Below are 18,868 nucleotides of genomic sequence, written 5' to 3' on the forward strand. Positions count from 1 at the left end.
ACCGGGGGTGGCCCTCAACGCATTTCCGGGACTTCTTCCAGAATCGAAAACGCCGCCGGCGAGCGGCGGCGTTCCGGTGTCGCGACGGGACGAGGTTCAGCGGCGCTGGATGCCTTCCCGCAGCTCGCGGAACAGTCCGGCCGAGTCGTCGACGGACCGCCCCGGGAACATCCCCATCACCACGCTGCCGTGGTCGGCCCACCCGCAGACCGCGAAGTCCCCGCCGTCACCGCTGGTCGTACCGCACTTCATCACGCCGCCCAGGCGTCCGGCGTCGACCTCGCGCAGCCCGGTCACCTTGCCGGTCTCGTCGGCCATCAGCCCGAAAAGGCTGTCCAGGTCGCGCTCCGGCTGCCAGAGCAGGGTCGTACCGCCGAAGACGAGCACCGCCCGCCTCGCATCCGCCGGATCGCTGTAGACCGTGCCGAAGCTGCGGTCCAGATCGATGTCGGCCGCGAAGCCGTCCCGGAGGTAGTCCGCGGTGGTGCGGGCCCGGTCACTGTCGTCCCGGGTCAGCCCGGCGAGCTTCGCCGGCGGGTTCAGCGTGGTGTCCTTCTGCGCCAGCACCCGCCAGCCGCCGACGCCCAGTGCACCGAGACCGGCGAGGCCGACCAGCAGGGCGGCACCGAGCGCGATCCGGCGCCGGCGCGAGGCGGGCCGTGCGGCGTCGGGCTCCAGCGCCGGGTCGCGGCGGCTCAGCTGGATCGGCTCGTCGGTCAGGTCGACGGGCTCCGGCCCCTCGTCGACCGGCCGCTCGGTGAGATGTGCGTCGGACATGTCCGCCACCGTACGCGAACAGGAGGTGGCACACGTCGGGTCCGCGAAAGCGCTCCGTAGACTTTCAGGGTGACCGAGAGACTGGATGCCCGACGCCCCGACGCCCCGACCCTTGCCGGCCAGTACCAGCCCGGCGAGGTAGAGCAGCGACGGTACGAGCAGTGGGTAGCCGCCGGCCACTTCCGGGCATCGGCGGAGAGCTACAAGCCCCCCTTCACCATCGTCATCCCGCCGCCGAACGTCACCGGCTCGCTGCACATGGGCCACGCGTTCGAGCACACCCTGATGGACGCGCTGAGCCGGCGGAAGCGGATGCAGGGTTACGAGGCGCTCTGGCTGCCCGGCATGGACCACGCCGGCATCGCCACCCAGAACCTGGTCGAGCGGCAGCTCGCCGGCGAGGGCCTGTCCCGGCACGACCTCGGCCGGGAGAAGTTCGTCGAGCGGGTCTGGCAGTGGAAGGCCGAGTCCGGCGGCGCGATCCTGGGCCAGATGCGGCGCCTCGGCGACGCGGTCGACTGGGACCGCGAGCGCTTCACCATGGACGAGGGCCTGTCCCGTGCCGTCCAGACCATGTTCAAGAAGCTCTTCGACGACGGCCTGATCTACCGGGCGAACCGCATCATCAACTGGTGCCCGCGGTGCCTCACCGCGCTGTCCGACATCGAGGTGGAGCACACCGACGACGAGGGCGAGCTGATCTCGATCCGCTACAGCGACGACGTCGTGGTGGCCACCACCCGGGCCGAGACGATGCTCGGCGACACCGCGGTCGCCGTGCACCCGGACGACGAGCGGTACCAGCACCTCATCGGCACCGAGGTGGCGCTGCCGCTGACCGACCGGCGGATCCCGATCGTCGCCGACCCGCACGTCGACCCCAGCTTCGGCACCGGCATGGTCAAGGTGACCCCGGCGCACGACCCGAACGACTTCGAGATCGGTCAGCGGCACGACCTGCCGTCCCTGACGATCATGGACGAGCGGGGCATCATCACGGCGCCGGGCCCGTTCGAGGGCCTGGACCGGTACGAGGCCCGTCCGGCGATCGTCGCCGCGCTGCGGGAGCAGGGCCTGATCGTGGCCGAGAAGCGGCCGTACGTGCACGCGGTGGGGCACTGCTCGCGGTGCAAGACGACGGTCGAGCCGCGGCTGTCGCTGCAGTGGTTCGTCAACACCGCCCCGCTGGCCAAGGCGGCCGGCGACGCGGTCCGCGACGGCCGGGTCAAGATCGAGCCGGCCGAGCTGGCCAAGCGCTACTTCGCCTGGGTCGACAACATGCACGACTGGTGCATCTCCCGGCAGCTCTGGTGGGGCCACCGCATCCCGGTCTGGTACGGCCCGGACGGCGAGATCGTCTGCGTCGGCCCCGACGAGCAGCCGCCGACCGGCGAGGGGTGGCGGCAGGACGAGGACGTCCTGGACACCTGGTTCTCCAGCGGCCTGTGGCCGTTCTCCACGCTGGGCTGGCCGGAGCGCACGCCCGACCTGGCGAAGTTCTACCCGACCAGCGTGCTGGTCACCGGCTACGACATCCTCTTCTTCTGGGTCGCCCGGATGATGATGTTCGGCCTGTACGCGATGGACGGCGTGCAGCCGTTCGACGTGGTCGCCCTGCACGGCATGGTCCGCGACGAGCACGGCAAGAAGATGTCGAAGTCGTTCGGGAACGTGGTGGACCCGCTGGACTGGATCGACCGGTTCGGCGCCGACGCCACCCGGTTCACCCTGGCCCGGGGCGCCAACCCCGGGCAGGACGTGCCGGTCAGCGAGGAGTGGTGCCAGGGCTCCCGCAACTTCTGCAACAAGCTCTGGAACGCCACCCGGTTCGCGCTGCTGAACGGCGCGCACACCGACGGGCCGCTGCCCGAGGCGGGCACCCTGTCGACCGTCGACCGGTGGATCCTGTCCCGGCTGGCGCACGTCACCGCCGAGGTGGACGAGCAGTTCGAGGCGTACGAGTTCGCCAAGGTCTGCGACCTGCTCTACCACTTCGCCTGGGACGACGTCTGCGACTGGTACGTGGAGCTGAGCAAGCCGGTGCTCGCCGAGGGCGGCCCGGTCGCCGAGGCCACCCGGCGGGTGCTCGGGCACGTGCTGGACCAGCTGCTGCGCCTGCTGCACCCGGTCATCCCGTTCGTCACCGAGGAGCTGTGGACGGCGCTCACCGGCGGCGAGACGGTGATGAAGGCGGCCTGGCCGGTGGCCGACCGTACCGGAATCGACGACGCCGCGGAGGGCGAGGTCGGCACCCTGCAGCGGGTGGTGACCGAGATCCGGCGGTTCCGGTCCGACCAGGGGCTGCGCCCGACGCAGCGGGTGGCGGCCCGGCTCGACGGCCTCGCCGGGGCCGGGATCGCCGCGCACGAGCCGCTGATCCGGTCGCTGGTCCGGCTCGACGCCGCCGGCGACGACTTCCAGGCCAGCGCCACCCTCGCCATGCCCGGCGAGGTGACCGTCGCGCTGGACACCCGGGGGTCGATCGACGTGGCCGCCGAGCGGGCCCGGCTCACCAAGGACCGGGCGGCCGCCGAGAAGGAGGTCGCGCAGGCGCGGGCGAAGCTGGACAACCCGGCGTTCGTCGGCAAGGCCCCCGAGCACGTGGTCGCCAAGATCCGGGAGCGGCTCGCGGTGGCCGAGGCCGACCTGGTCCGCATCGACGCCGCCCTGGCGGCGTTGCCCTCGTGAGCGCGAGGAGTGAGCCGGGGTTGCGAGCCCCGCAGTCGCGAACGAAAGGTGGCTCCGCATGACCGATCGCACCGAATTCGCCGAGGTGGAGGCCGCGCTCAACGCGCGCGGCTTCACCCGGATGCACTTCGAGCTGGAGAAGATCGAGACCCTGCTCGACCTGCTCGGCAGCCCGCAGCGGGCGTACCCGTCGATCCACCTGACCGGGACGAACGGCAAGACCTCCACGGCCCGGATGATCGACTCCCTGCTGCGCGCGTTCGGGCTGCACACCGGCCGCTACACCAGCCCGCACCTGGAGACCGTCCGGGAGCGGATCAGCCTGGACGGCGAGCCGGTCAGCGAGGAGCGGTTCGTCGCCACGTACCGGGAGGTGGCGCCGCTGGCCGAGCTGGTCGACCAGCGCTCCGCCGAGCCGCTGACCTACTTCGACATGACCACGGCGCTGGCGTTCGCCACGTTCGCCGACGCGCCGGTCGACGTCGCCGTGGTGGAGGTGGGGCTGGGCGGCGCCGAGGACGCCACCAACGTGATCCAGGCCGGGGTCGCGGTGATCACCCCGATCGGGCTGGACCACACCGAGTGGCTCGGCGACACCATCGAGGACATCGCGCTGCACAAGGCCGGGATCATCCACAAGGGCGCCACGGTGATCGCGGCGGCCCAGGAGGAGGAGGCCGCCCGGCCGATCCTGGAGCGCTGCGCCGAGGTCGGCGCCACCGTCGCCCGGGAGGGCGCCGAGTTCGGGGTGCTGCGCCGGTCGGTCGCCGTCGGCGGCCAGGTGCTCACCATCCAGGGCCTGGGCGGGGTGTACGAGGAGATCTTCATCCCGCTGCACGGCGCGCACCAGGCGCAGAACGCGGCCGTCGCGCTCGCCGCCGTGGAGGCGTTCCTGGGCGCCGGGGCGCGCCGGCAGCTCGACGTCGAGGCGGTCCGGGAGGGCTTCGCCGCGGCCAGCTCGCCGGGGCGGCTGGAGAAGGTGCGTACCGCCCCGACGATCCTGCTCGACGGCGCGCACAATCCGCACGGGATGACCGCCACGGTCACCGCGCTGCAGGAGGAGTTCGCGTTCAGCAAGCTGGTCGGCGTGCTCGCCGTGCTCGGCGACAAGGACGCGGCGAGCCTGCTGGAGCTGCTGGAGCCGGTGCTCGACTCGATCGTGGTGACCGCGAACAGCTCACCCCGGGCGATGCCCGTCGACGAGCTGGCCGCGCTGGCCCGTGAGGTCTTCGGGCCGGAGCGGGTGCAGGTCGCCGAGGAGATGCCGGACGCCATCGAGGCGGCCGTCGCGGAGGCCGAGTCCGACGTGCCCGGCGAGCTGGCCGGCGTCGGGGTGCTGATCACCGGATCGGTGGTGACCGTGGCCGACGCCCGCCGGCTGCTCAAGCGATGACCGGCCCGGAGGAGCGGCCGGGCGTGGCGGACGGGCCGGCCGGCGGGCCGGCGGACGAGCCACGGACCGGAGTCGAGGGGTCGGCCGGGCCGGGGCAGCGGCGCTCGGGACTGCGCAACCCGGAGCGGGCGGTGCGCGGACTGGGCGCGGGGACGCTGGCGCTGGAGGCGCTGGTGCTGCTGCTGGCGATCCAACCGATCCGGGTGGTCGGCGGGCACCTGAGCGGTGCGGCCATCGGCGCGATCGTGGGGCTGGCGGTCGCCTGCGTCCTGCTGGCCGGGCAGATGAAGCGGTCGTGGGCGTGGCCCGCCGGCACCGTCCTGCAGGGCCTGCTGCTGCTCTCCGGGCTGCTGCACTGGTCCCTGCTCGTGCTGGGCGTCATGTTCGCCCTGGTGTGGGCGTACGCGCTGCACGTGCGGCGGGTCATCCTCGGCTGAGGCGCCGCCGCCGCTGGCGGCGGAGATCAGACGTCGGCCAGGGTGCGCCACTGGGTGAGCGCCACCCCGTGCCCGTCCGGGTCCTTGAAGGCGGCCGCCCACACCTCCAGCTTGGTGCCCCGGTTCACGACCCGGGGGGCGTAGGTGAACCGGACGCCGGAGTCGCGCAGCCGCTGGTAGGCCGCCTGGATGTCGTCGACCTCCAGGTTGACGTGGACCAGCCGGCGGCTGATCGGCGCGGCCCCGGTCACCCGGCGCAGCACCAGGCGGGTCGGCCCGGAGGTGAGGACGGCATTGCCGGCGCCCCGGTCCAGCTCCTCGAAGCCGAGGTCGCGGTAGAAGTCGAGGGACCGGTCCAGGTCGGTGACGAGCAGGGTGATCCCGACGCCGCTGATCGGGCTGCCGGCCATCCCGGCGGGCTCGTCGCCGGCCGGGCCGAAGATCGCCTCGTCCAGCTCCTCCGGGGTGGGTGGCGCCTCGGCGGCGGGTTCGTCCAGCGCGACGTCGATCGGGTCGACCGGCACGGTGTCGAACCGTTCCTCCGCGGGCGGGCGCGGCGCCGGGGCCCGGTGGGGCAGCGGGGCCGTCACCGGCTCGACCAGCTCGCCCTCCAGCACCTTCGGGCCGCCGGGACGCTGGTGCACCACCACCGGCTCACGCTCCTCGGCCAGCCCGACGACGTCGTCGAGGATCGGGTCCGGCGCGGGCGGGAAGTCGTCGCGGAAGTCGTCCTCCGGGGCCCGGTCGGCCCACGGCGGCGCCTCCTGGGGGATCAGAACCTCCTCCACCGGTTCCGGGCCGGCGTACTCGGGTGGCAGGTCGGCGACGGCGGCGGCGCTCTCGGCGTGGGTGGGCACCTCGTCCCAGAGCACGCGGACGTGCCGCTGGTCGTCGAGGGCGACCCGGATCGGCAGGGCCTGGCCCAGCGAGGGCCACTTGGCGACCGGGACCCGGGGTTCGATGATCTTCTTGGAGCGGGGTGGCAGCCCCGGCGCGTCGATCACCAGTTGCAGCTCGCAACGGCCGAACGCGTACTGGGTGGGCGGCTCGGAGGCGCTGTGCACGTGGCCCAGCCCGACGACCCAGGTGCGCCCGCCGCCGCGTACGGTGGCCAGGGCGATGGCGAGCACGAGCAGCGCCACGCCGAGCGCCACGATGGCCCAGCTGGTCATGCCCAGGCCGAACAGCGTGATGAAGGTCGCCACGGTGCCCAGCACCGCGCCGATCAGCTTGCGTACCGGCGCGATGGTCCGGTTCCCGCCATTCGCCACAGTGGACCTCCCAGGGGTTCCAGGGCCAGGCTAGGCCGGATCGGCGACCGAGGGAAAGAGCGGCCGCCGACCTGGCGCCGGGACCGGGTCGCTAGGCTGACCGTACCCAGCCCGACCCGCTTCCGCGCACAGGAGGAACCCAGCGTGTCCAGCAGCAGCCCGGACGAGCGCACGCTCGTACTGATCAAGCCCGACGCGGTCCGCCGCGGTCTGGTGGGGGAGATCCTCGCCCGGTTCGAGCGCAAGGGCCTGCGGATCGACGCGATGGTGTCCCGGACGATGGACGGCGACTTCGCCGACCAGCACTACGCGGAGCACGTGGACAAGCCGTTCTACCCGCCGCTGAAGGCCTTCATGACCGGCGGCCCGCTGGTGGCCCTGGTGCTCTCCGGCGACCAGGTGATCGAGGTGGTGCGCGCGATGATCGGCAGCACCGACGGCCGCAAGGCCGCCGCCGGCACCATCCGGGGCGACTTCTCCCTGTCCAACCGGGAGAACCTGGTGCACGCCTCCGACTCGGTAGACAGCGCCAAGCGCGAGATCGCTCTCTGGTTCCCCGAGCTCGGCTGATCTGCTCGTCGCCGGCCCCGGTCCCCGTCGCGGGCCGGGGCCGGCGCGCGTGCTCAGCCGGGTACGCGGGTCAGCTTGTCCGGGTTGCCGACCAGGTAGAGGCCGGTGATCCGGCCGTCGGCGGTGGTGGCGGCGAGCGTGTAGCGGCTGCCGGTCGGCCAGGTCACCAGCAGGGCCGGGGCGCCGTTCAGCTCGACCGGCGTGGCCCGTACCCCGGGCCGGCGGGGGCCGTACACGCCGGCGAAGAAGCGGGCGATCCGGTCCACCCCGTGCAGCGGGTTCCGGGCCGCGCGGACCCGCCCGCCGCCGTCGCTCCACGCGGTCGCGTCGGCGGCCACCAGTTCGGTCAGCCGGGCGAGGTCACCCTCGCGGGCGGCGGCGAGGAAGGCGTCCAGCAGCCGCCGCTGCTCGGCCGGGTCGGCGGTGAAGCGCCGCCGTTCGTCGGCGAGCCGGGCCACCGCGCGGTGGTGCAGCTGGCGGCAGTCCGCCGCCGACCGGTCCAGGATGTCGCCGATCTCGGCGTACGGCAGGTCGAAGGCGGTGTGCAGGACGTACACCGCCCGCTCCGGCGGGGTGAGCCGCTCCAGCAGGTGCAGCAGGGCGGTGGAGAGCGACTCGCGTAGTTCGACGGTGTCCAGCGGCCCGAACGGCGACGGGTCGGTGGGCACCGGCTCGGGCAGCCACGGGCCGACGTACGTCTCCCGGGCGGCCTGCCGGGCCCGGAGCCGGTCCAGCGCCAGCCGGGTGACCACCCGGGACAGGTACCGGCGCGGCTCGGCGACCGACTCCCGGTCGACGTCGACCCAGCGCAGGTACGCCTCCTGGAGCACGTCCTCGGCGTCGTGCAGGCTGCCGAGCAGCCGGTAGGCCAGCCCGAGCAGCATCGGCCGGTGCGCGGTGAGCGCACCGGCCGCCTGCGCCGCCGCGGGTGCCGTCACACCTCGGCCGGCGGCTGCGTCTGACTGGTCACCGAGATCCGATTCCACACGTTGATTGTGGCGATCGCGATAACCAGGTCGGCCAGTTCCTTCTCCGACCAGACCTTCGCGGCGGCGTCCCACACCTCGTCCGGCACGCCGTGCTCGCCGAGCCGGGTGACCGCGTCGGTCAGCGCCAGCGCGGCCCGCTCCCGCTCGGAGAAGAACGGCGCCTCCCGCCAGGCGGCTACGGCGAACAGTCGCCGGCTGTCCTCCCCGGCCGCGAGCGCCTCGCGGCTGTGCATGTCCACGCAGAACGAGCAGCCGTTGAGCATCGACGCGCGCAGCTTCACCAGCTCCAGCACGGTGTGGTCCAGGTTGGCGTGGAGGTACTTCTCCAGCCCGAGCACCGCCCGGTACGCCTCCGGAGCCACCGTCGCAATGTTGATCCGGCTCATCGCCGCCTCCCTCGTGTCGTCCCTAGGCCCCCACGACGAACCGGGCTCCACCCGGCGTGACACCCCACGGCTGTGACGCTCCTCATGACCCCCGCTCACTCCCGTCGATCATGAAGTTGACGGCGATGTGGATCTCCGCAGGTGCCGCTAACTCCATGATCAGCGGGGCGGGGCGGTGGGGGTGGGGGTGGGGGTGGGGCGGGGGGGTGGGGGGTGGGGGGGTTAGAGGGTGTCTAGGGAGGCGCGGCGGCGGGATTCGGCTTCGAAGAGTTTGAGGAGGGCGGCCGCCAGGAGGGCGTAGCCGAGGCCGACGGTGGCCTCGGCGGCGATCGCCGGGGCGGCCGCCGCGAGGCCCTCGCCGGCGGCCAGGTGGCGGGCGGCCTGCGCGGCGTGGGTGATGGGCAGCGCCTCGCCCACCGCGCGCATCCAGCCGGGCAGCCCGGCGGCGGGCACGTTCACGCCGGTGAGCAGGAGCAGCAGCGCCACCGAGACGTTGGAGACCACCCAGACGTCCCGGAACCGCAACCCCAGCGCGCCCAGGGTGAGGCCGAAGAAGCCGCAGGACAGCGCCGCCACCGCGAGGGTCGCGAACAGCGCCGGCAGGGCCGCCGGCGGCATCCGCAGCCCGAGCAGGAGCGAACCGACGGTCAGCGTGCTCACCGCGATGAGCAGGCCGTTGCCCGCGTACGGCAGGACCCGGCCGAGGAAGACGGCGGTGCGGCTGCGCGGGGAGAGCAGCACGTGCCCCAGGGTGCCGAAGCGCCGCTCGTTGGCCACCGCCATGGTGCCGCCGAAGACGCAGGAGAGCGAGGCGGCGAGCACCGCGTTGCCGACGATGTAGAAGCGGTCGTCGGCGACCCCGAGCTGCCGGCCCAGGTAGGCGAAGAAGAGCAGCTGGAAGATCGGGCCCACCAGCAGCGAGCCGATGAACATGGCCGGGGTGGTCCAGTTGAACAGGGCCCGGTAGGCGATCACGCCGCCGGTGCCGATCAGCCGGAAGAGTGCCATCGTCGTCCCCCTCAGGCCAGCGCGAGGGTCGCCGCGGCGCGGGCCCGTCGCTCGACGTAGGTCATCATCAGGGCGCCCGCGACCAGGCAGCCGAGGCTGATCGCCAGGCAGATGCCCAGCGACGGCCAGACCGGGCCGCCGACGGCCGCCTCGTGCACCGCGCGGGCCCCCCAGGTGGTCGGCAGCACGGCCGCGATCGGGCCGGTCCAGCCGGGCAGCACGGTGAGCGGCACCAGCATCCCGGAGACCAGCCAGATCGGGTATTCGAGGGTGTTGGTCAGCGCGTTCGCGTTGCGCATCAGCACGAACGTGGAGGCGAGCAGCAGGCCGAACATGCCGAGCCCGAGCACACAGCCGGGGACCGCGATCAGGAACAGCAGCGGGTGCGCGAAGTCCAGCGGGACGCCGTAGAGCAACCGACCCCAGAGCAGGGTGGCGAGCATGGCGTACGTGCCGGTGACCGCGGTGGCCAGGGTGATCGGCAGGACCATCAGCGCCGGCGGGCGGGGCGCCAGCATGATCATCTCCAGGGTGCCCTGCCAGCGCTGCCGCTGGATGGCGCCCCCGGAGCCGAACAGCACCGACGACCACACGCCCATCAGCCCGGCGCCCACGGCGGCCTCCAGCAGCCGGCCCGGCTCGCCGCCGGCCCGGAACAGGTAGACCGCCAGGGTCGCCTGCACCACCGGCACGATCAATGCGGTGGCGATCTCGAACGAGGAGCGGCTGAGCTGCTTGGTGTGCAGCAGCAGGCCCACCCCGATCATGCGGAGCAGGTTCACGCCGGCACCGCCTCGACCGGGCGGGCCGCCGGGGCGTCCACCCGGTTGACGATCGCCACGTACGCGTCCTCCAGGGTGGGCCGGCGGGCGCTGACCCGACCCAGCCGGACCCCGTCCAGCTCGCGCAGCACGTCCGCCTGCACGTCCACCCCCGCGTCGGACTGCACGGTCAGCACCTGGGCCGCGCCGGTGACCGTCACGCTCGCCTCGCGTACCCCGGGCAGGGCGTGGATCGCGGCGAGCCGGTCGTCGCTCACCCCGTACGCCTCGACCTCCAGCACCTGCCGGCCGTCGGCGTGGTGCCGCAGCTCGGCCGGGGTGCCCAGCGCCTGGATGGCGCCGTTGGCGATCACCGCGATCCGGTCGCAGAGCTCGTCCGCCTCGGCCATGTAGTGCGTGGTCAGCAGCACGGTGGTGCCGGTGGCGGCCAGGTCCGCGACGGTCTGCCGCAGCTCCCGGGCGGCCACCGGGTCGACCCCGATGGACGGCTCGTCGAGGGAAGAGCACCCGCGGCCGGTGCAGCAGGCCCCGGGCGATGTGCAGGCGCTGCCGCATGCCCCGGGAGTACCCCTCCACCCGCTCGTGCTCCCGGCCGGCCAGCCGGACCAGCTCCAGCAGCTCGGCGATCCGCGGCTTCTGCTCCCGTCCCGGCACGCCGTACAGCTCGGCGAAGTAGCGCAGGTTGTCCAGCGCGGAGAGCCGATCGTAGAGGCCCCGGTCACCGCCGAAGACGTAACCGATCCGGCGGCGTACCTCCCGGGTCTGGGTGACCACGTCGTGGCCGCACACCCGGGCGGTGCCGGCGGTCGGGATGAGCAGGGTGTTCAGCAGCTTGATGGTGGTGGTCTTCCCAGCGCCGTTCGGACCGAGCAGGCCGAACAGCTCCCCGTTGCCGACCGTCAGGTCGACGCCGCGGACCGCCTCCACCTCCCGGCGCTGGGGTCGTAACCATCCCGTCCGGCTGCGGTAGGTGCGGCGCAGCCCGGCCGCCTCGATCGCGTACTCGCTCATGGCGGCGAATCTAGGGAAAGCGGACGGGCCGGGGAAACGAATTCGGCGTCGGCCGAATCCTCAGGCGGACACGGTGGCCGGGTCCGCCCCGAGGAGGGTGACCAGGGCCAGGCCGGCCGGCTCCAGGCCGTACAGCACGCGCCGTCCGGCCCGGCGGCGGTGCACCACGCCGGCGGCGAGCAGCGCGGCGAGATGCTCGGAGACGGTGCTCGGGGCGAGCCCGAGGGTGGCGGCCAGCCCGGCGGTGGTGGCGGGCCGGGCCAGCGCCCGCAGCACCTGGGCCCGGCCCCGGCCGACCAGGACCGCCAACCGGTCCGGTCCGTCGTCGGCGGGCCGCCGGTCGGGCGTGGTCTCGGCCAGCACGGCGGCGCCGCGGGCCTGGTAGGAGACCGCGACGATCTCCGGGTGGTCGGTGGAGCAGGCCAGGGCGCCCCGGGAGAAGATCAGCGGGATCAGCAGCAGCCGCTTGTCCACCGCCCGGAAGCTGTGCTCCAGGGGTTTGACCAGGGTGAGCGTCGGTCGCTCCCAGCGCACCCGCTTGTGCAGGTCGGCCAGGAGGGCGTCCGGGCCGTCCGCGGCGAGCGCCCGGGCCCGATGCAGCACCTCCTCGTCCAGCGCCGCCCGCATCGCCGGCCACCATGGCGCGATGGCCGCGTCCCAGTACGCCTGGATGCCGTCCGCCAACCGGTGCAGGGCGGCCAGCCGGTCGGTGACGAACGGGCGCAGCCAGCCCGGCAGGTCGTCCGGGTCGTGGTAGCGGGGGATCTGCTCGGCGATCACCTCGGCCGGGGTGGCCCGCAGCGCGGCCAGTTCCTCGGCCAGGGTGGGGGCGGGCGACGGCGGGACCGGGGTGAGGAAGTCCGGGGCGCGGGAGTCGGCGGTGAGCAGCAGGGCGGGTGCCGTCTCCGGCACCTCGGTCAGCACCCGGCGGGCGTGCCGCGCCCAGCCGGTGTACGGCCAGGGCATTTCCTCCGGGTTCCGCTTCAGCAGGTAGAGGCTGGTCAGCACCTCCCAGAGCGGGCTGGTGGCGATCCGGGTACGGGCCAGCGTCGGCTCGTCCAACTCGATCCGGATCACGAGCCGAGATTACTCGGCGGCGGTCTCCGCACCCGATCGAGTACGCTTGACGGCACACAGGCGACGACCCGGCCATCACCGGCGAGCCTCCGGAAGAACAGCCGGGTGACCGGCCCAGTAGAACCGGACGGGACCGGCCCGTCACAGCCGGCCAACGAGCGGGCGGTCGCACCTTGGCCGCCAAGCGGGGTGGTACCGCGGGCCTTGCCCCGGGCACGCCGGTCACGGCGTACCGGAAACGGGCTCGTCCTCGCAGACCCACGACACGAGTGAGCTGCTGAGGAGAGCGACCCCCGATGGCCTATCCGTTGCACGACCCGACCGCCGCCGGCGTGCCGGCGAGCCCGGACCTGCCCGCGGTCGAGCGCCGGGTCCTGGAGCACTGGACGGCCGACAAGACCTTCGAGGCGTCGGTCGAGGCCCGCCCCGCCGGGGAGAACGGGAAGAACGAGTACGTCTTCTACGACGGCCCGCCGTTCGCCAACGGCCTGCCGCACTACGGCCACCTCTTCACCGGGTACGTCAAGGACGTGGTGCCGCGCTACCAGACCATGCGCGGCAAGCACGTCGAGCGCCGGTTCGGCTGGGACTGCCACGGCCTGCCGGCCGAGGTGGTGGCCGAGAAGCAGCTCGGCATCACCAGCAAGGCGGAGATCCTCGACCTCGGCGTGGCCCGGTTCAACGAGGCCTGCCGCACCTCGGTGCTGGAGTTCACCCAGGACTGGGAGCGGTACGTCACCCGGCAGGCCCGCTGGGTCGACTTCGCCAACGACTACAAGACGCTCGACCTGGACTACATGGAGAGCGTCATGTGGGCCTTCAAGACCCTGCACGACAAGGGTCTGGTCTACGAGGGCTTCCGGGTGCTGGCGTACTGCTGGCGGTGTGAGACGCCGCTGTCGAACACCGAGACCCGGATGGACGACGTCTACAAGGACCGGCACGACCCGACCCTGACGGTCTGGTTCGAGCTGACCGGCGACGAGTCCGCTCCGGAGCCGGTGCGCGGCCCGGTCCGGCTGGGCGTCTGGACCACCACGCCGTGGACCCTGCCGTCCAACCTGGCGCTCGCCGTCGGCCCCGACATCGAGTACGCGGTGCTGGACCGCGACGGCGACCGCTACCTGGTCGGCGCCGCCCGGCTCGGCGCGTACGCCAAGGAGCTGGAGGGGTACGAGCGGGTCGGCACGGTGTACGGCCGGGACCTGGTCGGGCGCCGCTACGCCCCGCTCTACGACTTCCTGGTCGAGCAGGCCGGGCCGAACGCGTACCAGGTGCTCGGCGCGGACTTCGTCACCACCGAGGACGGCACCGGGATCGTGCACCTGGCGCCGGCCTTCGGCGAGGACGACCAGAACACCTGCAACGCGGCCGGCATCCCGACCGTCGTCACGGTGGACGACCACACCCGGTTCACCGCGCTGGTCCCGCCGTACCAGGGCGAGCAGGTCTTCGACGTGAACAAGCCGGTGATCCGGGAGCTGAAGGAGCGGGGGGTGGTGCTCAAGCAGGACACCTACACCCACTCCTACCCGCACTGCTGGCGCTGCGACACGCCGCTGGTCTACAAGGCGGTGTCGTCCTGGTTCGTCGCGGTCACCAGGTTCAAGGACCGGATGGTCGAGCTGAACCAGCAGATCAACTGGACCCCGGGGCACATCAAGGACGGCTCGTTCGGCAAGTGGCTGGCCAACGCCCGGGACTGGTCGATCAGCCGGAACCGGTTCTGGGGCTCGCCGATCCCGGTGTGGAAGTCGGACGACCCGAACCACCCGCGGGTCGACGTGTACGGCTCGCTGGCCGACCTCGAGCGGGACTTCGGCGTACGCCTGACCGACCTACACCGGCCGGCGGTGGACGACCTGGTCCGCCCGAACCCCGACGATCCGACCGGCAAGTCGATGATGCGCCGGGTGCCGGAGGTGCTGGACTGCTGGTTCGAGTCCGGCTCGATGCCGTTCGCCCAGGTGCACTACCCGTTCGAGAACCGCGAGTGGTTCGAGCACCACTACCCGGGCGACTTCATCGTCGAGTACATCGGACAGACCCGCGGCTGGTTCTACACCATGCACGTGCTGGCCACCGCGCTGTTCGACCGGCCGGCGTTCCGCAACTGCCTCAGCCACGGCATCCTGCTCGGCTCGGACGGGCGCAAGATGTCCAAGAGCCTGCGCAACTACCCGGACGTCTACCACGTCTTCGACTCGTACGGGTCGGACGCGATGCGCTGGATGCTGATGTCGTCGCCGGTGCTGCGCGGCGGTGACATGTCGGTGACCGAGGCGGGCATCCGGGACGCGGTGCGGCAGGTGCTGCTGCCGCTCTGGAACGTCTGGTACTTCTTCTCGCTCTACGCCAACGCGGACGGCTACCCCGCGCGCCGTCGGACCGACTCGACGCACCTGCTCGACCGCTACGTGCTGGCGAAGACGAACGAGCTGGTGGCGACGGTCGGCGCGCAGATGGACGCGTACGACATCTCCGGCGCGTGCGGCACCGTCCGGTCCTACCTGGACGCACTCACCAACTGGTACGTGCGTCGCTCGCGGGACCGGTTCTGGTCCGGGGACGCCGACGCCTTCGACACCCTGTGGACGGTGCTGGAGACGCTCTGCCGGGTGGTGGCGCCGCTGGCGCCGCTGACCGCGGAGGAGATCTGGCGCGGCCTCACCGGCGAGCGGTCGGTGCACCTGACCGACTGGCCGTCGGCGGACGAGTTCCCGGCCGACCACGACCTCGTCTCGGCGATGGACAACGTGCGGTCGGTCGCCTCGGTGGCGCTGTCGCTGCGCAAGGCGAAGGGGCTGCGGGTCCGGCTGCCGCTGTCGAAGCTGACCGTGGCCTCGCCGGTCGCCGCCCAGCTGCGGCCCTTCGCCGACCTGGTCGCCGACGAGGTCAACGTGAAGGAGGTCGACCTCACCGACGAGGTGCAGGCGTACTGCCAGCAGGTGCTGACCGTGGTGCCGCGGGCGCTCGGCCCGCGGGTCGGTAAGGCGGTCCAGCAGGTGATCAAGGCGGTCAAGGCGGGGGAGTGGGAGCTGGTCGACGGCGCCCCGGTCGCTGCCGGGATCACCCTCGCCGAGGGCGAGTACGAGCTGCGCCTGGTCGCCGCCGACGCCGAGCACTCCGCGCCGCTGCCGGGCGGCGAGGGCGTGGTCGTGCTGGACACCGAGGTCACCCCGGAGCTGGCCGCCGAGGGGCTGGCCCGGGACGTGGTCCGGGTGGTGCAGCAGGCCCGCCGGGACGCCGACCTGGACGTTTCGGACCGGATCGCGGTCGCGGTCTCGGCGTCGGAGGAGGTGCGCGCGGCGGTGGCCGCGTACACCGACTTCGTGGCCCGGGAGGTGCTGGCCGACACGGTCGACTTCGCCGAGGGCGTCGAGGGCTTCGCCGGCGAGGTCGGCGAGGGTGAGCCGGTGACGGTGGCCGTCCGGCGGGTATGAACGGTGAGGAAGGGCCCCTTCTCGACGCATTCGGTAGCGGAGGGGCCCCTTCCTGACACCCGCACCAGCGGGTGGACTGCCGGCCACCCCGTCGGCCGACGGTGGCGGCGTCCGCTACCGTGACAGCGCCTGTTTCCTGTACGACCGCCGGAGGACCCGTGCCGCTGCTCTACACCATCGGCAAGCTCACCGTGGCGCCCACGCTGCGGTTGGCCTTCCGTCCGCACGTGGAGGGGTTGGAGCACATCCCGGCGACCGGCGGCGCGATCTTCGCGGGCAATCACCTCTCCGTCGCCGACGAGCTGCTCCTCGGCACCGTGGTGCCCCGGCACCTGGCCTTCTGGGCCAAGTCGGAGTACTTCCGGGGCACCGGCGTGAAGGGCGCGTTCTCCAAGTTCGTGCTCACCGGGCTGGGTGCCATCCCGGTCGAGCGGGCCGGCGGCCGGGCGGCGCTCTCCGCGTTCGACGCCGCCATCCCGGTGCTCAAGGCCGGTGACCTGGTGGCCGTCTACCCGGAGGGGACCCGCTCCCCGGACGGCCGGCTCTACCGGGGGCGGACCGGCACGGCGCGGCTCGCGCTGGCCGCCGGGGTGCCCGTCATCCCGGTCGGCGTGACGGGCACCGACAAGGCCCAGCCCATCGGGACCCGGGTGCCCCGACCGGGCAAGGCCAAGATCACCATCAGGTTCGGCAAGCCGCTGGACTTCACCGGCCGCTCCGACGACCGGACGTCGCTGCGCGCGATGACCGACGAGCTGATGGCCGAGATCCAGAAGCTCACCGGCCAGGAGTACGTGCCCCGCTACGCCCCCAAGCGCACCGAGCCGACCGCCGACCCCACCACCGACCCCGCCTCCTGACCCGCCGCCGGCCGGTCAGGGCGGGTCGCTGCCGCGCTGCTTCTCCTGGGCGACCACGGCGTCCAGGTCGGTGAGGCGCTCCATCTGCTTCATGGTGCGGGCCATCCGGGCGTTGGCCGGGATCCGGCTGCGGTTGGCCGCCAGGAAGGCCCAGTAGCCGGCCGTGAACGGGCAGGCGTCCGGGCCGAGCCGTTTTTTCGGGTCGTACCGGCAGCCGCCGCAGTAGTCGCTCATCCGGTTGATGTACGCGCCCCCGGAGACGTACGGCTTGGTGGTCATCCGGCCCAGGTCGGCGTACTGGCTCATGCCCACCACGTTGCCGGTCATCACCCAGTCGTAGCCGTCGACGAAGCGGGTCCGGAACCACTCGACCAGCTCGGCCGGGCGCCAACCCCGTTGCAGGGCGTAGTTGCCGAGCACCATCAGCCGGGGAATGTGGTGCACCCAGGCCCGGTCCCGGACGCCGGCGAGCACGTCGTGGAGGCAGTGCGCGTCGACCGCGTCCGCGTCCAGGTCCTGCCACCAGCCCGGCAGCGAGCGTCGCGCGCCCAACTCGTTGCTGCTGCGCCAGGACGGCTCGAAGTACCAGTAGGTGTGCCAGATGTAGTCCCGCCAGCCCATCACCTGCCGGATGAAGCCCTCCACGCTGGCCAGCGGCGCGCCCTGCTTCCGGTACGCCTGCTCGGCGCCCCGGACCGCCTCCATCGGGTCCAGCAGGCCCAGGTTGAACGCGGCGGAGAGCATGCTGTGCGCCAGCCAGGGGTCGCCGGCGAGCATGGCGTCCTCGTACGGGCCGAACGCGGCCAGCCGGTGCCGGAGGAAGTGCCGCAGCCGGGCCTTGGCCTCCTTGGTGGTGGCGGGGAAGCGGCGCGGGCCGTCCCGGCCGGCGAACCGGATGCCCTCCCGCTCCCAGTGGTCCAGGTCGGCCCGGACCTCCGCGTCGATGTCGTCCTCCTTCGGCATCGGCGCGGCCGGCACGTCCAGCTCCCCGTCCTTCGGCGGCGCCTCGCGGTTCTCGGTGTCGTAGCTCCACCGGCCGCCCACCGGGTCGGGGCCGTCGAGGAGCACCCGGTGGTGGTCCCGGGCGAACCGGTAGAAGGACTCCATCCGCAACGCGCCCCGGCGGCTGTCGGCCCAGTCGGCGAAGTCCTCCAGGCTGGTCACGTACCCCCGGGCCGGCAGCACGGTGACCCGATCCAGGTCGCGGACGAACGCCAGGGCGGCGCGGGAGGTCGGGTGGCAGACCTCCAGCGGCTCGCGGACCTTCCGCAACGCCTGCCCGTACGTCTCGGCGCGCAGGAAGATCGCCTGGTCACCCAGCTCGGCGGCGCGGTGGCGGAGCGCGGAGAGGATCAGGTGCGCCTTCTGCCGGTGGTAGACGCGGCGGCGGAAGACCGCCTTGGACTCGATCAGCAGGACCGGTTGGGCCCGGTCGTCGAGGAAGTGCGGCCCCAGCTGATCGGCGAAGAGCCAACGCCGCGACATGTCCCAATTCTCCCCTGAAACGCCCAAAGCGCGAGGGAGAATCGTAAGACCTTTACGTGTTCGAAACCTTACTCAGCGTCGCCGATCAGGACTGCTTCGGGGTGACCACCTCGGCGCGGAGCTGGTCGAGCAGGCGGGCGCTGTCCTCCACGGAGAGCCGGGTGAAGACGCCGGTGGTCAGGCTGCCGTGGTCCACCGAGGTGCAGACCACCACCGCGTCGCCGTCCATCCGGCCCACCGCGCAGCGCTCGTAGCGGCCCCGGACGTTGGTCTCCACCGGCACCGCGTCGCCCAGCGCGTACTGGTCCTTCAGCCGGGCGATCTCGGCGTCGGCGTCCGACTCGGGGGTCAGCCGGAACCCGGTGCCGCCGAAGAGGGCCACCCGCTTACCGTCGCTCGTGCCGTAGACCCCGGCGAAGGTGTCCTCGGCGAGCAGGTGTGCCTTGCGTACCTCGTTTCTCAGCTGCTCGGCGGTGGCCTGGCTGCGCTCGTCGTCCCGCAACCGCAGGCCGTGGGCCTGATCCGGCAGCGCGGCGCTGGCCGGGTACTGGCTGGAGACCGGCGCCGCCCACCAGAGCGGGACGCCGCAGCAGCAGGCGACGGTGAGCAGCAGCACCCAGGGCCAGCGGCGCCGGCGGCGGACCGGGACGGCCACGTACCCCTTGGGTGGCCGCCACCCGGGCGGCGCGGT

At 72.8% G+C, this 18,868-nt stretch carries 15 protein-coding genes and 2 pseudogenes; 6 read left to right on the forward strand and 11 right to left on the reverse strand.

Features of this window, described 5'->3' with window-relative positions; translation table 11 throughout:
- Window positions 1-96: 96 nt before the first annotated feature.
- Complete coding sequence (locus EFE23_RS23360) at window positions 97-777, reverse strand: hypothetical protein (RefSeq protein ID WP_123243088.1); 681 nt, start codon at window positions 775-777, stop codon at window positions 97-99.
- A 69-nt stretch (window positions 778-846) separates the two neighbouring features.
- On the opposite strand from EFE23_RS23360, the gene EFE23_RS23365 reads away from it, so the two are divergent.
- Genes EFE23_RS23365 through EFE23_RS23375 form a run of 3 tightly spaced genes read left to right on the forward strand, consistent with a single transcriptional unit; the run spans window position 847 to window position 5,295 of the window.
- Window positions 847-3,465: a valine--tRNA ligase gene (locus EFE23_RS23365; RefSeq protein ID WP_123243077.1), complete on the forward strand. Its 2,619-nt coding sequence runs from the start codon at window positions 847-849 to the stop codon at window positions 3,463-3,465.
- 58 nt (window positions 3,466-3,523) lie between these two features.
- The gene (locus tag EFE23_RS23370; protein WP_123243078.1) at window positions 3,524-4,858 is read left to right on the forward strand and encodes a bifunctional folylpolyglutamate synthase/dihydrofolate synthase; all 1,335 of its coding nucleotides are present in this window, start codon (window positions 3,524-3,526) and stop codon (window positions 4,856-4,858) included.
- Window positions 4,855-5,295, forward strand: a complete 441-nt coding sequence (locus tag EFE23_RS23375; protein ID WP_123243079.1) for a DUF4233 domain-containing protein — start codon at window positions 4,855-4,857, stop codon at window positions 5,293-5,295. Before EFE23_RS23370 ends, EFE23_RS23375 begins: the two co-directional genes overlap by 4 nt.
- Before the next feature lie 26 nt (window positions 5,296-5,321).
- Here the strand turns inward: EFE23_RS23375 and EFE23_RS23380 are convergent, their stop codons facing one another.
- On the reverse strand, window positions 5,322-6,566 hold the full coding sequence (locus tag EFE23_RS23380) for a VOC family protein (protein WP_123243080.1): 1,245 nt from the start codon (window positions 6,564-6,566) through the stop codon (window positions 5,322-5,324).
- A 144-nt stretch (window positions 6,567-6,710) separates the two neighbouring features.
- On the opposite strand from EFE23_RS23380, the gene ndk reads away from it, so the two are divergent.
- Entirely contained in the window at window positions 6,711-7,136 is a 426-nt protein-coding gene (gene ndk, locus EFE23_RS23385; protein WP_123243081.1) for a nucleoside-diphosphate kinase, read from the forward strand.
- 53 nt (window positions 7,137-7,189) lie between these two features.
- Here ndk and sigJ read toward each other — a convergent pair whose 3' ends face one another.
- The 7 genes and pseudogenes from sigJ to EFE23_RS29475 form a co-directional block, all read right to left on the reverse strand.
- On the reverse strand, window positions 7,190-8,074 hold the full coding sequence (sigJ, locus tag EFE23_RS23390; RefSeq protein ID WP_233601116.1) for an RNA polymerase sigma factor SigJ: 885 nt from the start codon (window positions 8,072-8,074) through the stop codon (window positions 7,190-7,192).
- Window positions 8,071-8,511: a carboxymuconolactone decarboxylase family protein gene (locus EFE23_RS23395; protein ID WP_123243082.1), complete on the reverse strand. Its 441-nt coding sequence runs from the start codon at window positions 8,509-8,511 to the stop codon at window positions 8,071-8,073. Before EFE23_RS23395 ends, sigJ begins: the two co-directional genes overlap by 4 nt.
- Window positions 8,512-8,733: 222 nt before the next feature.
- Window positions 8,734-9,519 (reverse strand): ABC transporter permease, encoded by a 786-nt coding sequence (locus tag EFE23_RS23400; RefSeq protein ID WP_123243083.1) that lies wholly within the window; start codon window positions 9,517-9,519, stop codon window positions 8,734-8,736.
- 11 nt (window positions 9,520-9,530) lie between these two features.
- Entirely contained in the window at window positions 9,531-10,301 is a 771-nt protein-coding gene (locus tag EFE23_RS23405; RefSeq protein WP_233601117.1) for an ABC transporter permease, read from the reverse strand.
- On the reverse strand, window positions 10,298-10,768 hold the full coding sequence (locus tag EFE23_RS29130; protein WP_233601119.1) for an ATP-binding protein DrrA1-3 family domain-containing protein: 471 nt from the start codon (window positions 10,766-10,768) through the stop codon (window positions 10,298-10,300). The genes EFE23_RS23405 and EFE23_RS29130 overlap by 4 nt, the downstream gene beginning before the upstream one ends.
- Window positions 10,769-10,859: 91 nt before the next feature.
- Window positions 10,860-11,312: pseudogene (locus tag EFE23_RS29135) on the reverse strand (ATP-binding cassette domain-containing protein); the annotation flags it as partial.
- Between the two features lie 60 nt (window positions 11,313-11,372).
- On the reverse strand, window positions 11,373-12,389 hold the full coding sequence (locus EFE23_RS29475) for an ArsR/SmtB family transcription factor (RefSeq protein ID WP_123243084.1): 1,017 nt from the start codon (window positions 12,387-12,389) through the stop codon (window positions 11,373-11,375).
- A 296-nt stretch (window positions 12,390-12,685) separates the two neighbouring features.
- Between EFE23_RS29475 and ileS the strand changes: the two genes are divergently transcribed.
- Both ileS and EFE23_RS23430 read left to right on the forward strand, forming a co-directional pair.
- The gene (gene ileS / locus EFE23_RS23425; protein WP_123243085.1) at window positions 12,686-15,832 is read left to right on the forward strand and encodes an isoleucine--tRNA ligase; all 3,147 of its coding nucleotides are present in this window, start codon (window positions 12,686-12,688) and stop codon (window positions 15,830-15,832) included.
- Window positions 15,833-15,990: 158 nt separating this feature from the next.
- Complete coding sequence (locus EFE23_RS23430) at window positions 15,991-16,692, forward strand: lysophospholipid acyltransferase family protein (protein WP_123243086.1); 702 nt, start codon at window positions 15,991-15,993, stop codon at window positions 16,690-16,692.
- 15 nt (window positions 16,693-16,707) lie between these two features.
- Here EFE23_RS23430 and EFE23_RS23435 read toward each other — a convergent pair whose 3' ends face one another.
- Window positions 16,708-18,177: a cryptochrome/photolyase family protein gene (locus tag EFE23_RS23435; RefSeq protein ID WP_123243087.1), complete on the reverse strand. Its 1,470-nt coding sequence runs from the start codon at window positions 18,175-18,177 to the stop codon at window positions 16,708-16,710.
- Between the two features lie 85 nt (window positions 18,178-18,262).
- Window positions 18,263-18,868: pseudogene (locus tag EFE23_RS23440) on the reverse strand (hypothetical protein); the annotation flags it as partial.

Source organism: Micromonospora solifontis (genome assembly GCF_003725545.1).
Lineage (GTDB): Bacteria > Actinomycetota > Actinomycetes > Mycobacteriales > Micromonosporaceae > Micromonospora > Micromonospora solifontis.

Excerpts from the sequence above, each read along its gene's own strand:
- EFE23_RS23360 (WP_123243088.1), bottom strand. The coding sequence starts at position 777 with ATGTCCGACGCACATCTCACCGAGCGGCCGGTCGACGAGGGGCCGGAG.
- ileS (WP_123243085.1), top strand. The coding sequence starts at position 12,686 with ATGGCCTATCCGTTGCACGACCCGACCGCCGCCGGCGTGCCGGCGAGC.
- EFE23_RS23375 (WP_123243079.1), top strand. The coding sequence starts at position 4,855 with ATGACCGGCCCGGAGGAGCGGCCGGGCGTGGCGGACGGGCCGGCCGGC.
- EFE23_RS23395 (WP_123243082.1), bottom strand. The coding sequence starts at position 8,511 with ATGAGCCGGATCAACATTGCGACGGTGGCTCCGGAGGCGTACCGGGCG.
- EFE23_RS23370 (WP_123243078.1), top strand. The coding sequence starts at position 3,524 with ATGACCGATCGCACCGAATTCGCCGAGGTGGAGGCCGCGCTCAACGCG.
- EFE23_RS23435 (WP_123243087.1), bottom strand. The coding sequence starts at position 18,177 with ATGTCGCGGCGTTGGCTCTTCGCCGATCAGCTGGGGCCGCACTTCCTC.
- EFE23_RS23400 (WP_123243083.1), bottom strand. The coding sequence starts at position 9,519 with ATGGCACTCTTCCGGCTGATCGGCACCGGCGGCGTGATCGCCTACCGG.